14 protein-coding genes are annotated in these 26015 nt (G+C 60.9%); 8 read left to right on the forward strand and 6 right to left on the reverse strand.

What is annotated here, in order from left to right; all coding sequences use genetic code 11:
• Positions 1-5 precede the first annotated feature (5 nt).
• From ACMXYH_RS15575 to ACMXYH_RS15600, 6 genes are read left to right on the forward strand one after another with little or no spacing between them, the layout of a single operon-like run.
• A complete protein-coding gene (locus ACMXYH_RS15575; protein ID WP_415767634.1) occupies positions 6-2219 on the forward strand; it encodes a hypothetical protein in 2214 nt (737 codons plus the stop codon).
• Positions 2220-2231: 12 nt separating this feature from the next.
• Positions 2232-4346 carry a glycosyl transferase family protein gene (locus ACMXYH_RS15580; RefSeq protein WP_415767635.1) on the forward strand — a complete coding sequence of 705 codons (2115 nt, stop codon included), beginning with the start codon at positions 2232-2234 and terminating at the stop codon, positions 4344-4346.
• Complete coding sequence (locus ACMXYH_RS15585) at positions 4343-6886, forward strand: bacteriophage N4 adsorption protein A (protein WP_415767636.1); 2544 nt, start codon at positions 4343-4345, stop codon at positions 6884-6886. Before ACMXYH_RS15580 ends, ACMXYH_RS15585 begins: the two co-directional genes overlap by 4 nt.
• Before the next feature lie 8 nt (positions 6887-6894).
• Positions 6895-7548 (forward strand): alginate O-acetyltransferase AlgF, encoded by a 654-nt coding sequence (locus tag ACMXYH_RS15590; protein WP_415767637.1) that lies wholly within the window; start codon positions 6895-6897, stop codon positions 7546-7548.
• Complete coding sequence (locus ACMXYH_RS15595) at positions 7545-8534, forward strand: alginate O-acetyltransferase AlgX-related protein (RefSeq protein WP_415767638.1); 990 nt, start codon at positions 7545-7547, stop codon at positions 8532-8534. Before ACMXYH_RS15590 ends, ACMXYH_RS15595 begins: the two co-directional genes overlap by 4 nt.
• A complete protein-coding gene (locus ACMXYH_RS15600; protein WP_415767639.1) occupies positions 8501-9394 on the forward strand; it encodes a hypothetical protein in 894 nt (297 codons plus the stop codon). Before ACMXYH_RS15595 ends, ACMXYH_RS15600 begins: the two co-directional genes overlap by 34 nt.
• 19 nt (positions 9395-9413) lie before the next feature.
• On the opposite strand, the gene ACMXYH_RS15605 is transcribed toward ACMXYH_RS15600, so the two are convergent.
• Complete coding sequence (locus ACMXYH_RS15605; protein ID WP_415767640.1) at positions 9414-12023, reverse strand: bifunctional diguanylate cyclase/phosphodiesterase; 2610 nt, start codon at positions 12021-12023, stop codon at positions 9414-9416.
• Positions 12024-12377: 354 nt separating this feature from the next.
• Between ACMXYH_RS15605 and ACMXYH_RS15610 the strand changes: the two genes are divergently transcribed.
• The gene (locus ACMXYH_RS15610) at positions 12378-17993 is read left to right on the forward strand and encodes a putative Ig domain-containing protein (RefSeq protein WP_415767642.1); all 5616 of its coding nucleotides are present in this window, start codon (positions 12378-12380) and stop codon (positions 17991-17993) included.
• 359 nt (positions 17994-18352) lie between these two features.
• On the opposite strand, the gene ACMXYH_RS15615 is transcribed toward ACMXYH_RS15610, so the two are convergent.
• The 4 genes from ACMXYH_RS15615 to nspC form a co-directional block, all read right to left on the reverse strand.
• Positions 18353-19723, reverse strand: coding sequence for an HlyD family type I secretion periplasmic adaptor subunit (locus ACMXYH_RS15615; RefSeq protein ID WP_415767643.1), 1371 nt, complete (start codon positions 19721-19723; stop codon positions 18353-18355).
• Complete coding sequence (locus ACMXYH_RS15620; RefSeq protein WP_415767644.1) at positions 19716-21437, reverse strand: type I secretion system permease/ATPase; 1722 nt, start codon at positions 21435-21437, stop codon at positions 19716-19718. Before ACMXYH_RS15620 ends, ACMXYH_RS15615 begins: the two co-directional genes overlap by 8 nt.
• A 347-nt stretch (positions 21438-21784) precedes the next feature.
• Entirely contained in the window at positions 21785-23020 is a 1236-nt protein-coding gene (locus ACMXYH_RS15625; RefSeq protein WP_056742289.1) for a saccharopine dehydrogenase family protein, read from the reverse strand.
• Positions 23021-23047: 27 nt separating this feature from the next.
• Positions 23048-24145 carry a carboxynorspermidine decarboxylase gene (nspC, locus tag ACMXYH_RS15630; RefSeq protein WP_415764039.1) on the reverse strand — a complete coding sequence of 366 codons (1098 nt, stop codon included), beginning with the start codon at positions 24143-24145 and terminating at the stop codon, positions 23048-23050.
• A 214-nt stretch (positions 24146-24359) separates the two neighbouring features.
• Here nspC and ACMXYH_RS15635 point away from each other — a divergent pair, with 214 nt between their 5' ends.
• Positions 24360-25169, forward strand: a complete 810-nt coding sequence (locus ACMXYH_RS15635) for a DeoR/GlpR family DNA-binding transcription regulator (protein ID WP_415764040.1) — start codon at positions 24360-24362, stop codon at positions 25167-25169.
• A 46-nt stretch (positions 25170-25215) separates the two neighbouring features.
• Here the strand turns inward: ACMXYH_RS15635 and otnI are convergent, their stop codons facing one another.
• Positions 25216-25998, reverse strand: a complete 783-nt coding sequence (gene otnI, locus ACMXYH_RS15640) for a 2-oxo-tetronate isomerase (RefSeq protein WP_415764041.1) — start codon at positions 25996-25998, stop codon at positions 25216-25218.
• Between the last annotated feature and the right edge of the window lie 17 nt (positions 25999-26015).

The raw sequence follows: 26015 nt of genomic DNA on the forward strand, positions 1-26015 counted from the left end.
CCTGAATGAAGTCTTCCGTTGCCATCCATACGGGCACGCTCAGCGCCCTTGCCTGTGGCGTGAGCCTGCTCGCGCTCATGCCGACCTTTGCCTTGGCCGCGGACAGCCCGCTCACCCAGGCGATCAACCGGCTCAACGCCGACACCCGACAAGAGCGTGAGATCCGCTTGAGCGATCTGGGGATCGATGCACCGATCATCCTCGGCTCCACCGATGCCCGCCGCGAATTGTATTTGCCAGTGCCGGCGGGTGTGCCGTTGACGGATGCCACACTGAATTTCGACGCCAGCTACCTGAATGGTGAAGGCGGTCGCAACACATTGCTGCTGTCGCTGGACGGCTATCCCGTGCGCGCCGAAGGGCTCAGCGAAGCCCAAGGTGATGCCAGCGCCACACTGGGCGTGGACAAGAAAGCGCGTGACAACGGCTCGCTGCGTCTGGGCATTGCCTGGTCGTCAGTCGTGTCCCGTGTGTTGTGCGAAGACGAACGCGCGATCGGCAATGTATTGCGTATCGAACCGGACACTCGCCTCAATTACAGCTATGACGCCAGCCAGTTACAGGACGTCGGTGCTGCCTGGACGGCATTGCCTGGCAAACCGGGGATCATGGTCGCGCCGGGCACCTTGTCCGCCGACAGCTACGATGCGGCCTGGCGTCTCGGTGTGGCACTGGAGCGGATTGGCAAGCACAGCCGCGTTCTGCCCTTCCCCGCCGTACAAGACACTGTCGACCTGACCGGCCTGCGCATCCCGGCCGAACTGCTGGCTATTCCAGCGTTTGCCAGCCTCAATGGCCAAGGCCCGCACGTTCTGGCCAACCCGGCGCAAATCGGTGCGCTGTTGATGTTGGGGCAGACGCCGAACGTCCAGGCGGATCTGGCAATCAACGACCCGCAACTGCTCAAAGCCGTCAATGAATCGCTGGACGCGCTGCAGAGCCAGATTCAGGGTCTCGACGCAACGGCAGCCAACGCCTTCACGCAATGGCGTGAGCGGCATATCAATGCAGGTCTGGCCGCCACCGGTACCGACAACATACGCCTGGCATTGCTGGGCACCCGCCCGGTGCTGATGATCGCGCCGCAAGCAACCGGCAAGGCGCTGGCGCTGTTCAGCACTGCCTGGAACGCACTGGCACGCAGCCGCCAATTGACGGTCAGCGAAGCACAAATGCCATTGAGCGCCGACGGTCGTGTGGCCTTGTCGCGCCTGGGCGGAAACCCCGACGCCATTGAAGTGCTGGCCAAATCCGATTGGAGCACCTCGTTCCCTCTGGGCAGCGTGGCCTACGACGGTCGCCTGCCGGTGAAGGCGGTGGTCGATGTATCTGCCGCCCCCGGTGCCTCTGACACCGCGCCGGTGGCCTCGCTGTTTCTCAACGATTACCTGATTGGCGCGCAACAGCTCGTGGCCAACGGTGAACAGCAACGCATCGAAGCACGTATCCCGCGTTACGCCCTGGGTTCGAAGAACGTGCTGCGCGTGTCGTTCCAGCGTCAGCCGGTCAGCGATCGTTGCCTGGAAACACCACAAGCCTTCCCGGTTTCGGTGCTGCCGACCAGCCACATCGTGCTGGAAAAAACCGCGCTGGCTGATGACTTTTCCGGCATGGCCGCGCGCTTTGCCATGGACACGCAAATTCTCGTACCACAGGCCTACCTCGATCATCCGGCGAGCAGCTTGCCGCAGGTTATTTCGGTGGCTGACGCCGTCGGTGTTTCGCCGCTGCGGGCGCAACTGAACGTCAGCGCCGACCCAAAGGTTTCGGTCACGCCGGACAAAGCCTTTCTCGCCTTCGAGCTGCCGGTCAAGGACAGTAAGGAATCGGTGCAGGTCGATGATCAGGGTCGCTTGCGCATCAATCACAAGGATCAGATGTTGTTGGACATCCATCCCCTCAACCACCTGGCCTCGTTGCAAGTGGTGGATGCCGGCGGCCAGCATGGTCTGGTCTATCGCGCCCTGGGCAATGACGCGCCACGCTTCGCCAAACAGATTCTGCTGACCCGCGGCGACGTGGCCATCCTCGGTGACAACGGTGCACTGACCACCTTCGACACCCAGGATCCAAGTGGCAGCCAATTGATCGACAACGAAGAACCCAAGGGCCTCGACGCCTGGCGCAAGCCGTCGCTGTTGTGGCTGATTCCGGGTGGCATCCTGTTGGTCCTCATCCTGTTGCTGGCTGGCCGTAGCGCCCGTCGCAATCGCCAGTAACGGAAACTTTCGATGACGTCGCTTTATTGGCCCTACTGGCTGGCCCACTACTACAGCTTCCTGGAGATCTCGACCATCGTGGTCGCAGTGCTGATCCTGATCTCCAGCCTGGACGATCTGTTCATTGACTTGTGGTACTGGTCTCGCCGCCTGTTTCGCAAGTTCACCGTGGATCGCAAATACCGGCCGCTGACCGCCGAGCAATTGATGGCCCGGGATGAACAGCCGTTGGCGATCATGGTCCCAGCCTGGCTGGAATATGACGTCATCGCACCGATGATCGAGAACATGGTGTCGACTCTGGATTACCAGAACTATGTGGTCTTCGTCGGCACCTACATCAATGACCAACGCACCATCGATGAAGTGGAACGCATGCGTCGGCGCTACAAGCAGCTGCATCGCGTGGAAGTCCCGCATGCCGGGCCGACCTGCAAGGCCGACTGCTTGAACTGGGTGATCCAGGCGATCTTTCTGCACGAGAAAACCCACGGCATGACCTTCGCCGGCGTGGTGCTGCACGACAGCGAAGACGTACTGCACCCGATGGAGTTACGCCTGTTCAACTACTTGCTGCCGCGCAAGGACATGATCCAGTTACCCGTGGTTTCGCTGGAGCGCAACTGGTACGAATGGGTGGCCGGCACCTACATGGACGAATTCGCCGAATGGCATGGCAAGGATTTGGTGGTACGTGAAAGCATGACCGACACGGTGCCGTCTGCCGGGGTCGGCACCTGTTTCTCCCATCGTGCCTTGCGCGTACTGGCCGGGGAAACCCAGAACCAGCCGTTTAACACTGACAGCCTCACCGAGGACTACGACGTCGGCGCACGCCTGGCCAAGGTCGGCATGAACGCAATCTTCGTGCGCTTCCCGGTGCAGTTTCGCGTGTTACGTAAATCATGGTTTCGCAAACCTTACGAATCGACCCTGAAGATGCCGTTGTGCGTGCGGGAATTCTTTCCCGATACCTTCCGTACCGCGTTCCGCCAGAAAGCCCGCTGGACGCTGGGCATTGGCCTGCAAGGTTGGGAGCAAATGGGCTGGAACGGCTCGCTGGCCAACCGTTATCTGCTGTTTCGTGATCGCAAGGGCGTGGTGACGGCATTCGTCAGCATCATCGCCTACGTGATTCTGGTGCAGCTGCTGGGCCTGATCATCCTGCGCCAGAGTGGCCTGTGGGACGTGAGTTTCCCGACACCCTTTGAAACCAATGGCTTTATCCAATACCTGCTACTGGCCAACGGTATCGCGCTGGCCTGGCGTATCGCGCACCGCTGCTATTTCACCACCGTACTGTACGGCTGGCAGCATGGTTTGCTGTCCATCCCGCGCATGGTGGTGGGCAACTTCGTCAACTTCATGGCCGCATCACGCGCCTGGCGCATGTTCCTGGTGGGCAAGGCGCTGAACCGCAAACTGGTGTGGGACAAGACCATGCACGACTTCCCGTCCACCGACCTGGTGGCTGCCGCACCGCGCAAGCTGGGCAGCGTGTTGCTGTCCTGGCAGGCGATCAACGATGCTGACCTGCAAAGCGCCCTCGCCGAACAGAAAACCCGGCACATGCCCTTGGGGCGGATTTTGCTCAGCAACGGCTGGCTGGACGATGAGACGCTGGCTGAAGCCATCGCCTTCCAGAACGATCTGCCGCGGGTGTTCAATGTGGCCGCCAAGGCACGGGACTCGATCCTGACGCTGGACGATGAGTTCGCCCTGCGCTGGCGCGTGGTGCCGCTTGGCTTGAATGCCGACGGCCGCGCGCAAATCGCCGTCGCCAGCCCTCTTCCGGCCGAAGGTCTGCAACAGGTCAGCGATGAACTGGGCAGCGAACCGGTGCAGCTGATTGCCCGTGAAAGCGAAATCGTCGCGCAATTGCGTCAACTGAACGTGCGTGAAGGCCAATCCGTGCCGGATGCCCGTGCGCCGCTGCTGGGCGACCTGTTGATCGAAATGGGGCTGCTGGATCGCGACGTATTCAATCGCACCATGTTGCAGTACCGCCCGCAGCGTCACGGACGCATTGGCGACTACCTGGTCGACAGCGGCGTGCTGCCCCGCTCCACCATCGAAAAGGCTGTGGCGCGTCAGCACAGCCACTACCCTGCGGAGCTTCCGGCATGAACCGCCCCTTCCTGACCCTGATGGCCACGGGGCTAAGCCTGTTACCTGGGCTTGTTCATGCCGAGACGCTGCCCCTGCCGTTGACCGGCCCGGCCTTTGAAACTGCCAACGAGGCGTACAGCGCGTACGAGCGTAAAGATTACGACCTGGCCATCGCCAAGGCCCGCGAAGCGTTGCGTCAGCGGGCTGATATCACTCGCTTGAACACCTTGATTGCACTGGCACAACGCGACAAGGAACAGCGAGACCATCCCAAGCGCTACCCGCAATCACGTCAGGCCCCAGGCTTCGGCCCCGCGGCCCAGGCGTTCAAGGCCTATGATCGCGATGACTTCGGCGTGGCTGCCCAAGCGGCACGCAAAGCCATCGCCCAAGCGCCCAAACGCATGGATTATCGACTGCTGCTGATCGAGTCGTTGCAACGCCAACAACATCTACAGGAAGCGGATCAAGCCACCACCCAGGCCCTCGCGGTGTTCCCGGACGACGATACGTTATTGATGCGTCGCGAAGCGATTCGTCGTCAACTGGCGGCGCCGCTGGCGGTTCAGGGCTATCGCGCCCTGGACCAAGGCAATGCGACCCTCGCCATTGACCAAGCCCGAAAAGCCGTCGCCCTGTCCCCGGAAATCGGCGCCAATCAGCAATTGCTGATCAGTGCCCTGCTCGCTGCCAGGGATTACCGTGGGGCCGAACAGGCCGCGTCAGGCGCTTTGGCACAAGACGATGGGGAAATCGCGCCGTGGATTCTGCGCAGCTACGCCCTTGATCGTCAGGGCAAAACTCAGGCCGCCCAGGCTGACCTGAATCACGCCCTGGCCATCGATGGCCTGCTGGAAGCGGAAATTCGTGACATTCGTTTCTTCGCCGCGGACGCCGCACTGGCCCATGGCGAGCCTCAGCAGGCGCTCGATCATCTGCAGCCACTGGTCGACGATGAAGGCGGCGAAGTGGCCCGCCGACGTACCGCTGCCCGAATGGCGCTGCGGCAGAAAAACAATGGCGCGAACGTGATTGCCCACTTCCCTGCTCCGGCTTTGAACTGTCAGGAAACGGCTTTCGGCCTGGTCTGTGATATCTGGCCGGGCAACCAACGTGATGGCGGAACCGACATGGCCGGCCAAGCCTACGCGGCCCTGGCCCGCAAAGACCCTGCGACGGCGGTTGCCCTGACGAACGAAGCCATTGCCCGTGCGCCACAGAATCCGGCTTACCGCCGACTGCTGGTCAGCGCCCTGAGTGATCAGAAACGTGTGCCCGAAGCCATCGCGGCAGCCAGCGAAGGTCTGAAGCTCACGGGCGATGACGCTCGTCTGCTCGCCCAGCGCGGCCGTCTGCGTCAACAATCGGGTGACGATGCCGGGGCGCGCAAGGACTTTACCCAGGCACTGGCGCTGGCCAGTCTTCCCGCTTACGAAGAAGCCAGTCTGTATGCCGCCATCGGCCAGCGCCGAACTGCGCGCGAACGCCTGCAACAAGCGGGGGACACGGGCGAGCTGGAATCGATGAGCGACCTGCAGATCGCTTATTTGTCGGTCCAGGCCGGCGACGATGACGCTGCCCACACTTCGTTCCGCAAGGCTGATGCCGATACCCGACTCACGCCGACAGCAACACAGGATGCGGCGTACAACGCCATGCGGGTCAATGACGACGAGCAAGCCGTTACCTACTTCAAGCGAGTCATCGACGCGAAAAATGCCGGTGAACTCGATATGTCCCCACAGCAACTGTTCGACACCCGTCGCGCGGTGGCCGATGTGTCGCGCACCTGGGGATTGACCAGCACTACCAGCTATCGCGGCAACAGTTCGAGCAGCGGTTTGAGCTCAGCGCCGAGTAGCGGCAGCAACAGCAATGACAGCCTGCAAAACAGCACCGAGCTTTCCTGGCGTCCCTTGGGCTATCGCAACGCACGTTTTGTCGAACTCTACGGACGCATCACCGACACGCTGTGGAGCAAGAACGGCGATTCGGATACCGGTTTCGATGCGCTGCAAGGCGCCGTGGGTGTCCGGGTCAAACCCTTCACATCGCTGAACGTGATGGCCGCCGTCGAGCGTACATTCCCCTTGGGATCGTCGGACGTCGACGGTGACTGGCTGGTGCGTCTGGGCTACGGCTCAAGCATCGGGACCGATCTGCGAGTGGATGCCTCCAGCTGGTGGACCTCGCAGTTGTTCGCTGAAGCCGGTCATTACGTCAACGACTCGCGCGACTACTTCAACAGCGAATGGCAGGTGGGTCGCAGCTACGCCATCGGCGGCACAGGCTCGCGCTGGGTGAGTTTCCCCCATGTCGTGGCCGCGTTCGACTACGACTCCAAGATGAACAGCAAGACGGACACCGACGGCAGCACGGACTCATCATCTGGCAAGGCCGGTGGCGTTGGTATCGGTAACAACGTCCGGTACTGGTTCCGTGAAGATGCGTACAACGCCCCCCGCTCGTATGTGGACTTTTCTCTGCAGTACCGCGTGAAGGTGCTGGGCGATGACCGCGCTCAAGGCGTGTTCGCTCGCCTGACCTATTCCTATTGAGGACTTGCATGAACGTTCGAATGTGTTTGTGGCTAGGTCTTGGCCTGGTCCCGATGTGGGCACACGCCGCCCCTGAAATCGCCCAGCTGTATGCGCCAAAACTGCCCGAGGGCTCGGCGTATGTGCGGGTGGTCAATCCCGGCGATACCGCCATGCAGGTTCGTATTGAGCAAGGCGCGACCTTTGCCCTTTCCGCCCAGAGCACGGTGGCCAGTCCCTTCCAGGTCGTGGACTCGCGGCAACCGCTCAAGCTGACCATCAATGGTCGCGAGATAACAGGCCTGAGCGCACCGAAAAGTGCGTGGGTCACGCTGATTCTCGACAGCGATCCGGCACGGGCGCCACGCCTGGTCATCGACCCGCCGCTGCGCGGTAAATACCTGCGCGCCGAGCTCAGCGTTTATAACCTGAGCAGCGGTTGCGAAAAGGCTGAAGTCAAACTGGCCAATGGCGCCCCGGTATTCACCCAGCTGCCGTTCAACGGACAAGCCCAGCGCACGATCAACCCGGTGCAGGCGACGTTGGTTGCCAGCTGCAATGACAACGCCAGCCCGCCGTTGAAGCTGGCGCCCTTCAAGGCCGGCGATCGTTATAGCCTGTTCCTGATCGGCTCCCGCCAGGCCCCTCGCCTGATTGGCCTTGTCGACCAGACCGCCCCATGAACCTTCAATCCAAACCCGATCGTTTTACCCGTCGGTTGTCGATGTCCGCCATGATCGCTGGCCTGCTGTCGAGCCTGTCAGGCACCGGCGTTCAAGCGGCGTCGGCGGTGATCACCGGCAACGGCGGCTGGTTATTCCCGGCCTGGGAAAGCCTGAGCAAAGTCGACAACACCGGCACTGCCCGCAGCATTGCACTGGTCAAAGAACTCCAGCAGCAACTTGAACGCGAACATATCGGGCTGGTAGTGCTGGTGGTGCCGATGAAAGCGCCGTTTTATGCCCAGCGGCTGCCCGCCGATCAACCCTTGAGCGTCGCCGTGATGCAGCGTTACGACCACCTGCAAAACGACTTGGCCCAAGCAGGTCTGACCACGCTGAACATCAAGCCAATCCTGCATCGGACCGAGCAAGGCAAACAGACCGCGTTTTACCGCGCCGACTACCACTGGACAGCCTGGAGCGCCGAAAACACCGCCGACTTCACGGCGCAACTGATTACCGAGCGCTACCGTCTGCGAGGTGACCCCGGTGGTGGCGCGGTGCTGGGCCAATGGTTCGACAGACGCGCGTTCGGCGACCTGGCCAGTAATTTTCTGCCAGCGATCAAGCGCAAGGCGATTGGTCGCGACATCTACACCGTTCGCCATCAGGCCGAAAACGACTTGCTGATCGACGATGCGCCGGCACCGGTCCAAGTGATAGGCAACAGCTTTGTCCAGCCTTACCTGGGTTTTACGCAGAAGCTTTCAAATACCCTGGACCGTCCCGTCGCACTGACCTGGAACCCCGGCGACGTCGGTCCGTGGGCTACGCTGCTGCAATACCTGGAGTCGGCGGATTTTGCCGAACACAAGCCGCAAGTGATCGTCTGGCAATTCAACGAGGGCCAGTTCCACCTTGGCCCTGATGCGGCAGCCAACTGGAACGCCAAAGGCGTCACCTCGCTGAGCCAATGGCATCAACGCATCAAAAAGGCACTGCCGTGAAAATCTTCGGCTACACCGCCAGTCGCGCGACCGTTGCTGCTCTGTTGCTTGCCGTCACCGTCGGCGCAGGTACCGGCATGCTCTACGTGACGAAGACCAAGGCCCTGGACCCGGGGATTGTCGGCATCGTCTGGCAGCCGGATAACAAGACCGTCGGAATCAGCGGACACTGGGAAAAACTGGGAGCGCGTGAGCTGCTGGTCCAATGGACAGTCGTGGACGATCAGGCCTTCGTTCCCGGTACCTGCCTGCCCACCGTACCGGTGCTGCCCGATTGGGCGCGCATCGCCAAGGCACCCTGGGCGCAGGACGTGATCCTGGGGCTGGCGGGTTATTTCAGCGAGAACCGCTCTCGGGACAACATCGAAGAACTGGCCACGGTCTCGGAGCGGATCGCCAAATTGCCTACGCCGTTACACGTGACCGGCTGGTATTTCCCGGCTGAAGTCGACCCCAGCTGGACCCGCGCCAAAGACCTGCCCGCCCTGCTGGCCAAGCTGCCAAGACCGTTGTGGATCAGCGTTTATGACGGTGCCAATATCGGCCCCGTCGCCACCGCCGAATGGCTCAAGCAATGGCTGCCGGATGACATCGGCGTGTTCTTCCAGGACGGTGTTGGCGTCTACGCCCGCACTGCACCGGTCGCGCGAACCTACGCCGACGCCCTGCGCCAGCGTCTGGGCAATGACCGTGTGCGGATCATCGTCGAAGCCTTCCGCCCCAACTTTGGTGGCGGCTTCCGCTCCGCGACCGCTGCCGAGCTCAAACCGCAACTGGCGGCCTATGACGGATATCCGCTCTACCTGTTCGACGGGCCGCACTACGTGACGCCAGAGTTGGTCGAGCAAATGGTGCAGTAAAGCGTGCGCAGCTGACGTGTTAACTTTCAGCGTGAGCGCTTTCGGCCAGCGCTCGCAGCCCTGAATGCTTCGCGTGGACGCCAATCAAGTGTCCAATCGCCTGCGCATCCATGGGCCGGCTCAAGAAATACCCTTGAACCTCATCGCACCGCGCATCCTGCAACGCCTGAAGTTGCTCGATCGTTTCCACCCCCTCTGCCGTGACTGTCAGCGACAGGGCCCTGCCCAGCCCGACGATGGCCTCGATGATCGACTGATCATCACCGCTGGCGGCCAGCCCGGAAATAAAGCTGCGATCGATCTTCAACCCATCGAAAGGAAATGAACGCAGGTAGCTCAATGACGAGTACCCAGTGCCGAAATCGTCCATTGCCAGGCGGACACCCAAGGCCTTCAAGTCGTGCATGATCTGCAGCGCGCCCTTGGCGTCGTCCAGCATGACATTCTCGGTCAATTCCAATTCCAGCCGGGCCGGATTCAAACCGGTCTGCGTTAACACCGCCTGAACCCTGGACACCAGTTGCCCGCGCTGAAACTCTGTCGGCGACAGGTTCACCGATACAAAGAGTTCTTCAGGCCAGGTCGACGCGGTCCTGCAAGCGGTGTGCAGCACCCAGTTGCTCAGCGGCAGAATCAACCCGGTTTCTTCCGCTATGGGAATGAAAACGTCGGGCGCCAACAGCCCTCTCACCGGGTGCTCCCAACGTACCAGCGCTTCGGCACCGGCCATGACCCTGCCTGCAATCTGATAACGCGGCTGAAAGTGCAGACGCAACTCATCATGTTTGATCGCGTGACGCAGATCGCTTTCCAACTGACGACGATCGAGGATTCGAGCATTCATGTCGCCCGCGTAAAAACGCCAGGTATTGCGTCCTGCATCCTTGGCTTCATACAACGCGATGTCGGCATAGCGCAGTAACTCATCGGCCAGGGTGGCGTCGGCCGGTGCCATGGCAATGCCGATGCTGGCACTGATAAACACCTCATGCTCATTAATCTGGAACGGCTGTTCGATGCAGTCGATCAGGCGCTGGCACAGGTGCTCGACCTCATCCTGAGAAACCATATTCGCCACCACCAGCACAAACTCATCGCCACCGATTCGCGCGACCAGGTCATCGGAGCGCAAGCACTGCCCCAGCCTTTTGGAGACCTCGTTGAGCACTTGATCGCCTGCGGCATGCCCGAGCAAATCATTCACCGGTTTGAAGCGATCGAGGTCGACGCTGAGCATGACCAACGGATCACTCAGGGTCGGCGCAGCCTTGAGTTTGCCATCGAGGAATTCCTGCATACGGGCGCGATTCGCCAGGCCCGTCAGCGCATCGTGTTGCGACAGGTATTCGATCCGTCGGCGGGCCGCCACTTCTTCGGTGATATCGCTGGCCGTGCCGCGATAGCCCAGCCCCTCCATCTCCCGCACGGAAAGACGGAAAATCCTGGCTTGCCCGTCCCCTGACAGATAGCTGCATTGCAAGATGGCGTTGGCCCGTCGCGAGTGGTTTTTCAACCACTGGGAAAGCGGGCCCTGATCAGACACCAGCAAGTCATCGATAGGACGACCAAGACACTCGGCCCTGCGCAGTCCCGTCACGGTTTCGAAGCGCTCTGACAGGTAGGTGAAGCGCAACCCGGTATCGATTTCCCAAATCCAGTCGGAGGACGCTTCGGCGACATCACGAAACCGCGCCTCACTGGCCGCCAATGCCGTGCGACTGACCTGCAAGGAGGTGTAACTGGCATCCATCACTTGCGCAGCCGCCGTGGTACGCCGCTGAAAAAGCCAGGTCATCAGTCCGATAATCAGCCCCGCTATACCGATCAGCGGCAACACCACGGTCATCAACCGATACCCCGGCTGCGCCGGTGTCCACTGCAGGGTGCCCGCCGTACCGGTTTCCCCCAGACGCAAAAACGATGTGCCGAGCGCTGCGCTATCACCTGAGGCCACGCGCAATTGAGCAATCCCGAAATCACTGGCCATGCTACTCAATCGGGCAGCATCGAGCCTGGAGACGAACAACAGTATTGAGGCTGGCCTGTCATCCGTTTCGACTTGGGGGTTGGTGCCAGGCGTCAGGGGCGCGGCAGCGACCAACACCGGGGTGCCGTCGACATCGAGAAACGCCTTGATGGGTGTTTCGCTTTCGACATCGATGCGTGCACGTTCGATGAGCGCGGTGATGGGTTGTTTCAACCAGTCTTCAGCGGTGACCGATTCCAGCTGCCCATTGATGACCGAGTACACCGTACGATCGGTCGGATCGATCACAAACACGCCCTCAAACCCGAAATCCTCAAACAGCGACGAACCGGCATTCTGGCGGACAAATGCCCAGTCGGTATCCACCTTCCTGTGCAGGTGCTCATAGGCATCGCCCCAGAATGCGTAATCCTTGATCGTCAAAAGAACCGACTTCTCCAGGGCCTGCACGGCCTTTTCCGTATAAAAGCGACTGCGGCGCTCGGCGTCCTGGTTTTGCTCGAAGGCGATGTAAACAATCAAGGTGCTGGCCAACAGGAAGATCGACAACAACAGACAAGAGAAGCCCGTCAAAGACATGCGGGTCAGGGAAAGATTGGAGGTTTGCATCTGCGGCAGAGGGTCGAGAGGCTTGCTTTTCATTAGGCTTCCAGGCGGCGGACTGTTGGCAGGACAAGTCCGTAATGTACTTGTTGATCTTATCGGCCCGAATATCGATGCCTTGACCCGCTATCGTCCTCAACCGCTCAACGGTTGCGAGACAAGCCAATCCTGCTCAATTTTTCTGACTCTGTTTTGGATTGGGCTGAAAGGAGCGAGCGTCAACAGAACGTTATTTTTTCGAAACACCTCACAACCGCTGATCAGTTAGTGCGGTTTTTTGACACCTCCCCGATATGTGGTCACAACTTTTGCGCTTCGTTGGGCCCTAACACCGTGGCTGTCGATGGAATATTGGCATCTTCCGAGGTTTTAGCCCGATACGGAGATAAGCTCATGATTTTCAATGTTCAAAATTTTGGCGCCAAAGGAGATGGCATCACAGACGACACCGCGGCAATACAAAGTGCGATTGATGCAGCGGCCGCCGCAGGTGGGGGGCAGGTGTATGTGCCGACCGGAACTTACATCGTTTCGGGAGGCGAGGAACCCTCCGACGGTTGCCTGATGCTCAAGAGCAACGTCTCCCTGTACGGCGACGGCATGGGCAAAACCACCGTCAAGGTGGCTGACGGCTCCGACACCAAGATCACGGGTGTCATCCGCTCGGCCTATGGCGAGGAAACCCACGACTTTGGCGTCAGCAACCTCACCATCGACGGCAACCGTGACCACACCACCGGCAAGATCGACGGTTGGTTCAATGGCTTCATCCCCGGCCAGGAAGGCTACGACTCCAACGTCACCCTCGACAGCGTCGAGATCAAGGATTGCTCCGGGTACGGTTTCGACCCCCACGAGCAGACCGTCAACATGGTCATCAAGAACAGCGTGTCCCACGGCAATGGCCTGGACGGCTTCGTTGCTGACTTCCTCAGCGACAGCACCTTCGAAAACAACGTCGCCTACGACAATGACCGCCACGGTTTCAACGTCGTCACCAGTACCCACGACTTCACCCTCACCAACAACGTTGCCTACAACAATGGCGGCAACGGCATCGTGGTGCAGCGCGGCAGCGAGAACATCCCCTCCCCCAGCAACATCACCATCACCGGTGGCGAGGTGTACGGCAACGGCGCCGAAGGGGTGCTGATCAAGCTGTCCAGCGAGGTGACCGTCAGCGACGTCGACATTCACGACAACGCCAGCGCCGGGATCCGCATCTACGGCAGCAACCACGTCGAGATCATCGACAACACGCTCAACAACAATTCCCTGGGCAACCCCGTACCGGAAATCATCATCCAGTCCTACGACGACACCCTGGGCGTGTCCGGCAAGTACTTCAACGGCAGCGACAACACGATCCAGGGCAACATCATCAGCGGCAGCAACCTGTCGACCTACGGTGTTGCGGAGCGCAATGAAGACGGCACCGACCGCAACGCCATTATTGGCAACACCATCAGCCACACCAGCAAGGGCGCGACGCTGGTCTATGGCGACGGCAGCTACGCCAGTGCCACGGCGCCGATGACCACCGTGCAAGGTACGGCTGGCAACGACACCCTGCTGGGCAGTGCCGCCAGCGAGATTTTCTACGGCGCAGCCGGCAACGACACCATCAATGGCGGGGCCGGTGGCGACATTCTGGTGGGCGGTGCAGGCACCGACAAACTCACCGGCGGTACCGGCGCCGATACGTTCCGTTTCGTCGCTCAGTCCGACAGTTACCGCAACGCAACCGCAAGCTTCGATGACACCATTACCGACTTCGACGTCACCCAGGACAAGATCGACCTCGCCGGCCTCGGTTTCACGGGTTTGGGCAATGGTCGTGGCGGCACCCTGCAGGTCAGCTACAGCGCCAGCAACGACCGCACCTACATCAAGGACTACGATGCCGACGCCAGCGGCAATCGCTTCGAGTTGATTCTCTCGGGCAACCTCGCCAGCACCCTGACCGCCAGCAATTTCATCTTCAATCACGTGGTCACCGGCACCAGCGGCAGCGACTCGCTGCTGGGTACCGATTCGGCGGACACCCTGCTCGGCCTCGCGGGTAACGACAGCCTTGGTGGCGGCGCGGGCGACGACAAGCTCGACGGCGGCGCCGGCATGGACACCCTCACCGGTGGTGCCGGAGCGGACACCTTTGTGTTCTCCAATCGCATGGACAGCTACCGCAACTACAACACCGGCGGTGCCAACCTTAGCGACGTGATCACCGATTTCGATATCAGCGCCGACAAGATCGACCTCTCGGCCTTAGGTTTCACCGGCTTGGGTGATGGCAAGAACAACACTGTGTCCCTGGTGCTCAACAGTGCCGGCACCAAGACTTACATCAAGTCCCTGGCCGCCGACGCCGATGGCAACCGCTTTGAAGTGACGCTGAACGGCAACTACGTCGACAAGCTGACCAGCGCCAATTTCGTCTTCGCCACTTCGCCAACGGTCAACCATGCGCCGGTGGTAGCAACGGCGTTGCTGGATCAAAACGCGACCGAAAACACCCCGTTCAGCTACGTGGTGCCGGCCACCAGCTTCACCGATCCGGATAACGACAGCCTCAGCTACATCGCCAAACTGGCGAATGGCAGCGCCCTGCCCAGCTGGCTGACATTCGATGCAGCGACTCGTACGTTCAGCGGTACACCCAGCGATACCGCATCGGGCACTTACTCCATACAGGTCACCGCGACTGACGGCAGCAACGCCACCGTTAGCGACAGCTTCACCCTCGCCGTGCAGGACGTGCCCGCCTCACCCACTGTGATCAACGGCACGCCGAACAACGACACACTGACCGGCACCGCTGCCAACGAACAACTCTTCGGTGGCGCCGGTAACGACACGCTGAATGGCGGCGCGGGCAACGACATCCTGGTCGGTGGCGCCGGGGTGGACAAACTCACCGGTGGCGCGGGTGCCGATGTGTTCCGCTACACCTCGACACTCGACAGCTACCGCACCAGTTCCACCAGCGTCAGTGACCAGATCCTCGATTTCGACGTGGCCGCCGACAAGATCGATGTCTCGGCGCTCGGCTACACGGCCCTGGGCAATGGCCTGAACGGCACGCTGCAAGTGACCTACAGTGCTTCGAGCAACCGCACCTACCTCAAGGATCTCACCGTCGACGCGAACGGCAACCGCTTCGAATTGTCGATGGCGGGCAACCTGGTGAGCAGCCTGACGGCGAGTCATTTTGTTTTCGCCGGCCAGAACGCACCCAGCAATGTAGCGCCGGTGGTGGCCATTCCCCTCCTCGACCAGAACGCCACCGAAAACACGCCGTTCAATTACACCGTCACCCATGACAGCTTCACCGACGCCGACCAGGATGCGTTGACCTACACCGCGACCCTCGCTGACGGTAGCGCCCTGCCCGCGTGGCTGAGTTTCAACGCGGCCAGCCTGACGTTCACCGGTACGCCGATCAGCACGGCGTCGGGCAATTACAACGTACTGGTCAAGGCCACCGATCCTTCAGGAGCGTCGGTCAGTGACAGCTTCGCCCTGGCGGTGGCCGATGCGCCCGCCAATACCATCGCCGGCACCAACAATGCCGAAGCCCTCAACGGCACGGCGGGCGCGGACCTGATCCTCGGCCTCGGTGGCAATGACACAATCAAGGCCGGCACCGGCGCGGACATCGTCGACGGTGGCGCCGGACGCGACTCGCTGTACGGCGGCGACGGGGCCGACACCTTCCGCTACACCAACGTGCTCGACAGCTACCGCGACTACGACACCGGTGGCGTCACGGCCACCGACACGATTTATGACTTCACCGCGGGCGTCGACAAGATTGATGTGTCAGGCTTGGGGTTTCTCGGCCTCGGCGATGGCAGCAATGGCACGTTGTACATGACCCTCAACGCGGCCGGCGACAAGACCTACATCAAATCCGCCGAGTCCGACGCCGATGGCAATCGCTTCGAAATCGCCCTCAATGGCAACTACCTCAACACGCTGACCGCCAGTGATTTCGTGTTCGGCGAGCGCGCCCAGCAGGACATCCTCTACCTGCCCACACTCGGCCAATCCAATGCGCGCCTGCTGCGCATGACGGAGGACGACAATCAGTCCGGCACCTCGATGCTGGTCGAAGACCTGGACCGCTACACCCCCTATGACGTGCGCAGCCAGTTCACCGACGCCGATGGCAACGGCATCGACATCGCGGTGGGCGGCAGCACGGTCAACGGCCTGTCGACCATGAGCGCCGAGGAACTCAAGTTGTGCTGGTGGTTGACCGACACCAATCAGCCCGGGGCTGCGCTGTTGCGTGCCGTCGCGTTGCTGGGGGACCAGCGTACCGAACTGCAATCGATCGATAACGTCACCATGGGCATCATTTGGGGCCAGGGCGAGGAAGCCGCCCAGGAGATCGGCCGTGCCACGGACAAAACAGCGGCGGCCGCTGCCTACAAGGACGCGACCCTGAAGGTGTTTGATTACCTGCATACCCAGTTCGGCAGCTTCAGCGTGTACATGATGGAAACCGGTCACTACCAGGAGGATGCGGCGCGCGCCCGTGGTTATTCGCCAGAGAAGATTGCCTCCATCGTCGAGGGCGTTGGCTATGTCCGCGCCGTCCAGGAATCAATCGCCGCCGAGCGTGCTGACGTCAAGCTGGCGGTGGACTACACCGACCTGCCCTTGCGCTACGAAGTCGATCCGCTGGTGTATCCCGACGACGTCTGGCACCTGCACGAGGAATCGGCGGAAATCGTCGGCCAGCGCCTGGCCGACTACATCGCCGATGACCTTGGCTTTCAAGGCAACCCCAGCGACAACAACAGCGCGCAGGCGATTTTCGACAACGCTCAAAACCAGGGCGGGATGATTTCCGGCACCGACCAGGCAGATACCCTGGTGGGCAGCTCGGGCAACGACACACTGGATGGCGACCTGGGCGCCGACTCCATGACCGGTGGCGATGGCAATGACATCTATGTGGTCGATAACGCGTCCGACAGCGTGGTGGAAACCAACACCTCGCCCTCGCAGATCGATACGGTGCAGGCCTCGGTCAGCTGGACCCTGGGCGCCAACCTCGAGAATCTGGTGCTGACCGGCGTGTCGGACATCGACGGCACCGGTAATGAGCTGCGCAACTTCATCACCGGCAATGCCGCCGCCAACGTGCTCAATGGTGCCGCAGGGGCCGACAGCATGAGTGGTGGCGATGGCAACGACACCTACTATGTCGACAACGCCGATGACACCGTGATCGAGACCAACAGCAATGCGGTGCCTGGAGGGATCGACAGCGTGCACAGCAGACTGGCGGCCTATACCCTCGGCAACAACGTCGAGCGTCTTTATATCGATAGCACTGGCGTCGCCAATGGCACGGGCAACGCGCTGGACAACACGCTGTTCGCCGGAGCCGGCAACAACGTGCTGGACGGGCGCGATGGCAATGACACGGTGTCTTTTGAACGCGCCCTGTCCGGCGTTACCGTAAACCTCTCGACGTCAGCGCAACAAAACACCGTGGGCTCCGGGCTCGACACCTTGAAATTCTTCGAAAACCTGACGGGAAGCGCCTACGCCGACAGTCTGTCGGGCAACAGCGCAGCGAACGTTCTGAACGGTGGTGCGGGCAACGACACGCTGGTGGGCGGTTCGGGCGATGACCGGTTGATCGGCGGCGCAGGCACCGACACGCTCACCGGTGGCACTGGCGCGGATACCTACGCGTTTGGTGCGCTGTCGGACATGGGCGTCGGGGCTTTGCGCGATGTGATCAGCGGTTTCAAGACCACCGAGGGTGATCATCTGGATTTTACCGGCCTGGACGCCAACCCGCTGACCGCCACCGTCGACGCCTTCACGTTCATCGGCAGCAACGCCTTCGACCCCACCAACGCCACCGGCCAACTGCGCTTTGCCGAAGGCATTCTCTACGGCAGTGTCAACGCCGACGCCACCCCCGAGTTCGAATTCGAAGTGGTGGGCGTCAAGGAGCTGCAGGCCAGCGACTTTACAGCCTGACGTCTTATGGGAGCGAGCTTGCTCGCTCCCATAAGGGATTTGCAGTGCCCGAAAAACCAAAGACCACCACAGACCCTAATGTCAGTCAGTTAAGCCGCACCCCGATCCTTGTAGCAGCTGGCGAAGCCTGCGTTCGGCTGCGAAGCAGTCGTAAATCCTGAACCCACGGTTTAACTGACACACCGCGGTGACTGGTTTTACGACTGCTTCGCAGCCGAACGCAGGCTTCGCCAGCTGCTACAAGGATCGCGTTGCGGCTTAACTGATTGGCATTAACCACAGACCCAATCACAAACGACCGTGTGCCGATTACACGGTCGGGTCATTGAGGCGTGAGGCGTCGAACGCAGCGGTCATGCTCATTCCTCTTTGAAGGCCGCAAGCAAGCGTTCACGCAAAGGTTTCATCAGGTAATTCATCAAGGTGCGTTCCCCCGTCACCACCGTGACATCGGCGAGCATGCCGGGGCGCACAAGCAGGCCGGCGGCCTGCAGCGAGGCGACGGTGTCGGCGGGAATTTCGACCTTGGCGGAAAAGTACGGCTGGTGCGTCTGTTCATTGATCAACTGATCCGCCGACACCGTAGTCACCGTGCCAGTGACCGTCGGCGTATCCACCCGTTGCAGCGCGGTGAAGTGCACATGCACCGGCAGACCCGGGCGCAACTTGTTGGCCATCAGCGGCTCGAAACGCGCGGTGATCGCCATCGGCGCATCCAGCGGCACCACCTGCATCAGGGTTTGGCCGGCCTGCGCAACGCCCCCGACCGTATGAATGCTCACGTCCATGACCTGCCCGGACGCTGGCGCACGGATCGCACCGTTGTCGACTTCAAACTGCAAGGCATGAATCTGATCGGCATAACCTGCCGCCTCGGCAGAGACCTCGCTGAGCTGGGTTTCGGCATCGCGGCGAAATTCCTGCTGCGCCTGCAAGGCCTTGAGCCGGCTTTCGTTGATCGCCTGGCGGGTCCTGCCGACATCGCCCACTCCGGAGGAAATCTGTCCAGCCAATTGGGCAGCGTTGCGCTCGGCCTCGTAGAGTTTGTTGCGCGGAATGTAGCCTTCAAGGGCCAAATTACGCAGGCCTTCCAGCTCCTGCTGCTGGAAGCGCATCTGCGTATCGTAGTTACGCTTGACGCCTTCGTAGCCGAGCAATTGCTGCTGCAATGCCGCGGCTTCGTGTTCGATGATCTGCAAGCGGCTGCCCAGTTCTGCGCGGCGAGTCAGAAACAACTGGCTCTGCAAGGCCATGGCGGCCTTGACCCGCGACTCGTCGGCGCGTTCCAGCAGTTCAGCGGGCCATTGGATCTCGGCTGAGCCCAGGCGCTCGGCAATCAACCGTGCCTCGACGCTGCGATCGTTGAGTAACTTGCCCAGGGTCACGTCCCGTTGCGACTGTGCCTGCACCGTATTGAGCTGCACCAGCAACTGCCCCTGGGTGACGCGGTCGCCATCGCTGACCAGCAGTTTTTCCACCACCCCGCCGACCAATGACTGCACAGCCTTGCGTTCGCCCGCCACCACCACGGTGCCACTGCCCACGACACCCTGGTCGAGTGGCGCGAGGCAGGCCCAAAGCAGGAAGCCGCCCAGCGTCAGGACCAGGAAACCCACACCATAGCGTGCTGCCCCCCCGGCGTCGGTATTGGCGCAGGGCAGCGTTGTGGCGCCGCGCACGCTCGGCCGTTGCTCGCTGTACGTTTGTGTTCCGGGGGTCAGATCACGCATCTTTGCCAGCCTCCCTGACCGCGGCCGGTCTTGGCCCCGGCATCAATGCCTTGAGCACCCGGTCCCGTGGACCGAATGCTTGTTGAGTGCCGTCCTTGAGCACCAGGATGTGATCGACCACCGCCAGCACATTAGGCCGGTGGGTAATCAGCACCACGGTGCTGCCAGCAGCCTTGAGCGCACGGATGGCCTGCACCAGCGCCTGCTCCCCGGCTTCATCGAGGTTGGAGTTGGGCTCATCGAGCACAATCAGCGACGGGCGCCCATAGAGCGCGCGAGCCAGGCCGAGGCGTTGCTTTTGTCCACCGGACAAGCCAAGCCCGCCGGGGCCCAGCGGCGTGTCGTAACCCTTGGGGAACCCCAGGATCATCTCGTGAATGCCGGCGTGACGCCCGGCGGCGATGATCTTGTCGGCGTCCTGCTCGCCGAAGCGGGCAATGTTGTCGGCCACACTGCCGTCGAACAGCTCGATGTCCTGCGGCAGGTATCCAAGGTGCGGGCCCAGGGCGTCGTGGGACCATTGACTGATCTCGGCGTCGTCCAGGCGCACCGACCCGCCCATCGCCGGCCATACCCCGACCAGCGCCCTGGCCAGCGTTGATTTACCACTGGCGCTGGGGCCGACGACGGCGAGCACATCACCTTTGGCCAGGCTGAAATTGATGCCTCGCAGGATCGGTTGCGAGGCGCCGGGCGGGCCGACATACACCTGCTCCAGGCGCACTGCGCCGGTCGGCGGTGGCAAAGGCATGCGCAGGCGCTCGCGCGGATGCTCGGCAAGCAGTTGGCTCAGGCGCTGGTAGCTCTGGCGGCCGGAGTTGAATTGCTTCCACGAGCCAATGGCGATTTCCACGGGTGCCAGGGCACGCCCCAGCAGCAGCGACATCGCAATCATCATGCCCGCCGACAATTGGCCTTCAAGCACCAGCAACGCCCCCAGACCCAGGGCCAGAGACTGTCCGGAGATGCGCACGAAACGGGTCATCGAAGTGATACGCGCGCCGCGGTCGCTGGCATGGGCCTGGGCGGCAATGATGCGTTGCTGCAGCAGGCTCCAGCGCTGGCGCAACGGCCCGAGCATGCCCAGGGCCTGGATGACTTCGGCATTGTGTAACGTGCTGTTTACATAGATCGACGACTGCACACCCAGGCGATTGGCTTCGCCCAAGCGTGTGCGAGTCGCCAACTCGCCCCACAGCGCCAGGCCGGTCAGCACCAGGGCCAAAACCAGCGTCAGCACGCCGAACCAGGGATGAAAGATGAACGCCACCAGCAAGAAGATTGGCAACCATGGCGCATCGAGCAAGGCGATCAGGCCCTGGCCGGTGATCAACTGCCGCAGCGTCGCCAGATCGATGAGCACCTGCGCCGGGTTGGCGTTGTGCTCGCGCAGGCTGCGGGCGAAGGCGGCGTCGAAAATCCGCTCGCCCAAGGCATCGTCCAGCCCCGCGCTCATACGAATCATCACCTCGCCGCGTGCCCACTCGATCAGGGCGCTGAACATGAACAGTCCCAGGGCGATCAAGGTGAGCATGAACAAGGTGGTTTCGTTGCGGCTGGTGAGGACCCGGTCGTACACCTGCATCATGTAGAGCGACGGCACCAGCACCAGCAGGTTGATCACCCCACTGAACAGCGCCAGCGACCAGAACACCCGGCGATAGCTTAATAAAGCGGCATCAATGTCATGACGCGGATCGAGAAGCAAACCCATAGAGTGTCGCTCGCAAAAGGAAAAGTCGGTTCAAGACGCAATCCATCGCGAACGTTTTGCCCTAAGGCATGGAGAAAACACTAAACGTAGCTGGATGCGCCGCAATCAGAGACGGTCCTTGTCGCTACAGGCGCCAATTACTGACCACGCAACCAGGGGTTAGTGCCGGTTCGACGGGCTGGGGTTCAATGTGGGTGACGGGCGGGGATGTTGGAGGCAGAGTTCTTGATCTCGTCCTCAACAAGCCCAACACAATACGCACAAACAAAAACGCCGCTCAAAGAGCGGCGTTTTTGCGTATGGAGCGGGAAACGAGGTTCACCTGTATGTTGCGAACCTCAAGCGTTTCAGCTCCAGGGACGATCTCCATTCTCGTCCTTGATGCGGGTCGGCAGGCCCATCACATCCAGTGCCTTGAGGAATGGCTCAGCCGGAAGCTCCTCGACGTTGGCCATGCGCTGCACGTCCCACTCGCCGCGGGCGACCAACAGGGCTGCTGCCACGGGTGGCACGCCTGCGGTATAGGAAATGCCCTGGCTGTCGGTTTCCGCGTAAGCGTCTTCATGATCAGCCACGTTGTAGATGAACACTTCGCGCGGCTGGCCATCCTTGGTGCCCTTGACCAGGTCGCCGATGCAGGTCTTGCCGGTGTAGCCGGGCGCCAGCGAGCTCGGATCAGGGAGCACGGCCTTGACCACTTTCAGCGGCACGACTTCCAGCCCCTCGGCGGTCTTGACCGGTTGCTCGGAGAGCAGGCCGAGGTTCCTGAGCACGGTGAACACATTGATGTAGTGCTCGCCGAAGCTCATCCAGAAACGCACGTTGGGCACGTCGAGGTTTTTCGACAGCGAGTGCACTTCATCGTGGCCGGTCAGGTACAGGTTCTGCGCGCCTACGACCGGCAGATCGTCGGTGCGTTTGACTTCGAACATGGTGTTGCTGGTCCACTGACTGTTCTGCCAGCTCCACACTTGTCCGGTGAATTCGCGGAAGTTGATTTCCGGGTCGAAATTGGTGGCGAAATACTTGCCATGGGAACCGGCGTTGACGTCGAGAATGTCGATCGAATCAATGCGGTCGAAATACTGTTGTTGCGCCAATGCTGCATAGGCGTTGACCACGCCCGGGTCGAAGCCCACGCCGAGAATGGCGGTAATGTTCTTCTCTTTGCACTCTTCGAGGTGGTTCCACTCGTAGTTGCCATACCAGGGCGGCGTCTCGCAGATTTTGCCCGGTTCTTCGTGAATGGCGGTGTCCAGATAGGCCACGCCGGTATCGATGCAGGCGCGCAGCACCGACATGTTGAGGAAGGCGGAACCGACGTTGATGACGATCTGCGATCCGGTTTCGCGGATCAGCGCCTTGGTCGCTTCCACATCCATGGCGTTCAGCGAGAAGGCCTGGATTTCGGCGGGCACTTTGAGGCTGCCCTTGGCCTTGACGCTGTCGATGATGGCCTGGCACTTGGAGATGTTGCGCGACGCGATAGCAATACGACCGAGTTCATCGTTGTGCTGCGCGCACTTGTGGGCCACCACCTTGGCGACACCTCCTGCACCAATGATAAGCACGTTCTTCTTCAATTTTTCTCTCTCTCCTTCTCTGCCAGCTTACGAAAGGCTGGACATGTAGTCGTTGTAACCAAACTCACGAACCACCTCGACAGTACCGTCGAGTTGTTTCACCACGATGGACGGCATTTTCAAGCCGTTGAACCAGTTCTTCTTGACCATGGTGTAACCCGCTGCGTCGATGAACGACAGCCGATCCCCGATAGCCAAAGGACGATCAAATTGATACTCACCGAAAATGTCTCCGGCCAGACAGGATTTGCCGCACACCATGTACGTGTGCTCACCCTCGCTGGGCGCCAGCTTCGCATTCAGGCGATAGATCAGTAGATCGAGCATATGCGCTTCGATGGAGCTGTCCACAACCGCCAGGTGCTTGCCGTTGTAGAGGGTGTCGAGCACAGTGACTTCCAGCGACGCGCTCTGCGTGATGGCCGCTTCGCCCGGTTCCAGGTAAACCTGCACGCCGTATTTTTGCGAGAAGGTCTTGAGGCGTGCGCAGAACTCGTCCAGCGCGTAGCCTTCACCAGTGAAGTGGATGCCGCCACCGAGGCTGACCCACTCGACCTTGTGCAGCAAGTCGCCGAAGCGTTCTTCGATGGTGCACAGCATCTGGTCGAACAGGCCGAAATCACCGTTCTCGCAGTTGTTGTGGAACATGAAGCCAGAGATCTGGTCGATGACCTGCTCGATCTTCACCGGGTCCCACTCGCCCAGACGGCTGAACGGCCGCGCGGGGTCGGCCAGCAGATAATCCGAGCTGCTCACCTGCGGATTGACCCGCAGGCCGCGCACCTTGCCTGCTGAAGCCTCGGCGTAGCGCTGCAACTGGCTGATGGAGTTGAAGATGATCTTGTCGCAGTTGTCGAGCATCTCCTCGATCTCGTCGTCGGCCCAGGCCACGCTGTAGGCATGGGTCTCGCCAGCGAACTTCTGTCGACCGAGCTTGAGCTCGTAGAGCGACGACGACGTGGTGCCGTCCATGTATTGCTGCATCAGGTCGAACACCGACCAGGTGGCGAAGCACTTGAGTGCCAGGAGCGCCTTGGCCCCGGATTGTTCGCGGACATAGGCGATCTTCTGCATGTTCGCCAGCAGCTTTTGTTTATCGATGAGGTAGTACGGCGTTTTGATCATTTCGAGGCGCCTCCGGCAAGGCCAGCCAAAAAAGGATGCGCATTGTGCCTTCACTGGCTACATATCGAAAGAGCAGGAAGCACTGTCCACGCGAATCGTGGCTCAATTTAAGTCCCAGGCCCCGTCACATCACCGCGCTACTGATCCCGCCGCAGATTCGCTACTATGTTTGACCGTTAGCTTGACCGTCAGCTTTCCTTAATCTGGAGCCCGAATGCCTAATCAAAAGGACATCGCCGCCGAAAGCGGCGCACCGATGATTCCTGAACAGCGCCGTGAATTGATGCTGCGACAGTTGCGCAAGCATCAGGTGCTGAGCGTTCATCAGTTGATGGAAATGTTCGACTGTTCGCACATGACCATACGTCGCGATATCGCGTTGCTGGAGCAGGAAGGTCGTGCTTACTCGGTAACGGGTGGGGTGCGGATCGCCAGCCAGCTCCATAGTGAGCCCAGCCACCAGCTCAAGGCGGTGGTCGAGTTGCCACAGAAGCAGGCCATGGCCAAGCTCGCCGCCCGGCTACTGCATGCCGATATGACGATCTACCTGGATGCGGGAACCAGCACACTGGAAATCGTCCCCTACATCAAGGCGATGTCCGGCATGACCGTGGTGACTAACGACTTCGGCATTGTCCAGGCGCTGATCGAAGCCCCCCATGTCACGGTGATTCATACTGGCGGGCAGCTGGATCACTCCAATCAATCGTGCGTGGGCGGCCTGGCGGTTGCCACCCTGCGCCAGGTCGTCACCGACATCGCGTTCATATCGACCAGCTCATGGGACTTGCGTCGCGGCCTCACCACGCCTTCGGCCCTGAAGGTGGAGGTGAAACAAGCCGCGATGCAATCGGCCTCGCAAGTGGTGCTGGTGGCCAGCAGTTCGAAATACGGCACATTCAGCATGTACAAGATTGCCGGGCTAGAGCAGTTCGACATTATCCTCAGCGACGATGCGTTGACCCCGGCCGCGGCCGATGGCATTCGCAAGCAAGGTGTCGAACTGTTGTTGCCGTCTGACTGAAACGACGAGCTCCGGCAGCGTCCGTCGCCCCCCTCCTCTGTTGCGCTTAGCGCACCTTCCAGTCCCGTAGCCATTGCAAGCCGGCCGAAGTATTGCCACGCGGCCGATACTCGCACCCTACCCAGCCGTCATAACCCAACTGGTCGATCAACTCGAACAGATAGGGATAGTTGACTTCTCCCAGGTCCGGCTCATGCCGGTCTGGCACTCCGGCGATCTGGATATGGCCGATACCGTCGAAGTCCCGACGCAGTTTGGTGGCCAGGTCGCCCTCGACGATTTGGCAGTGATAACAGTCGAACTGAACCTTCAGGTTACTGGCGCCCACTTCCTTGCAGATGGCCTGGGCCTGGTCCTGCCGGTTGAGGAAAAAGCCCGGCATGTCTCGTGTATTGATCGGTTCCAGCAGCACCGTGATACCAACCTTGGCCGCCCGGGCGGTGGCATAGGCCAGGTTCTCCAGGTACACGCCGTGATGCCGTGGGCGATCGCTTTCCGACGGCAACAGCCCAGCCATCACATGGATACGTGAATTCCCCAGCACGCCGGCGTACTCCAGGGCACGATCAAAACCGCTACGAAATTCACTCTCACGGCCCGGCAACGACACCGTGCCCCGCTCGCCTGCCGCCCAATCACCGGGCGGCGCGTTGAACAGCGCCTGCACCAGGCCGTTATCGCTCAAGCGTTGCTGGAGCTCTTCAGCGCTGTAGTCGTAGGGGAACAGATACTCCACTGCTTCGAAACCATCGGCAGCCGCGGCGGCGAAGCGATCCAGAAACGCATGTTCCGGGTAGAGCATGCTGAGGTTGGCAGCAAAACGAGGCATGGTAGCTCCTGAAATTA

The sequence above is a fragment of the Pseudomonas frigoris genome (assembly GCF_047758635.1).
GTDB lineage: Bacteria > Pseudomonadota > Gammaproteobacteria > Pseudomonadales > Pseudomonadaceae > Aquipseudomonas > Aquipseudomonas frigoris.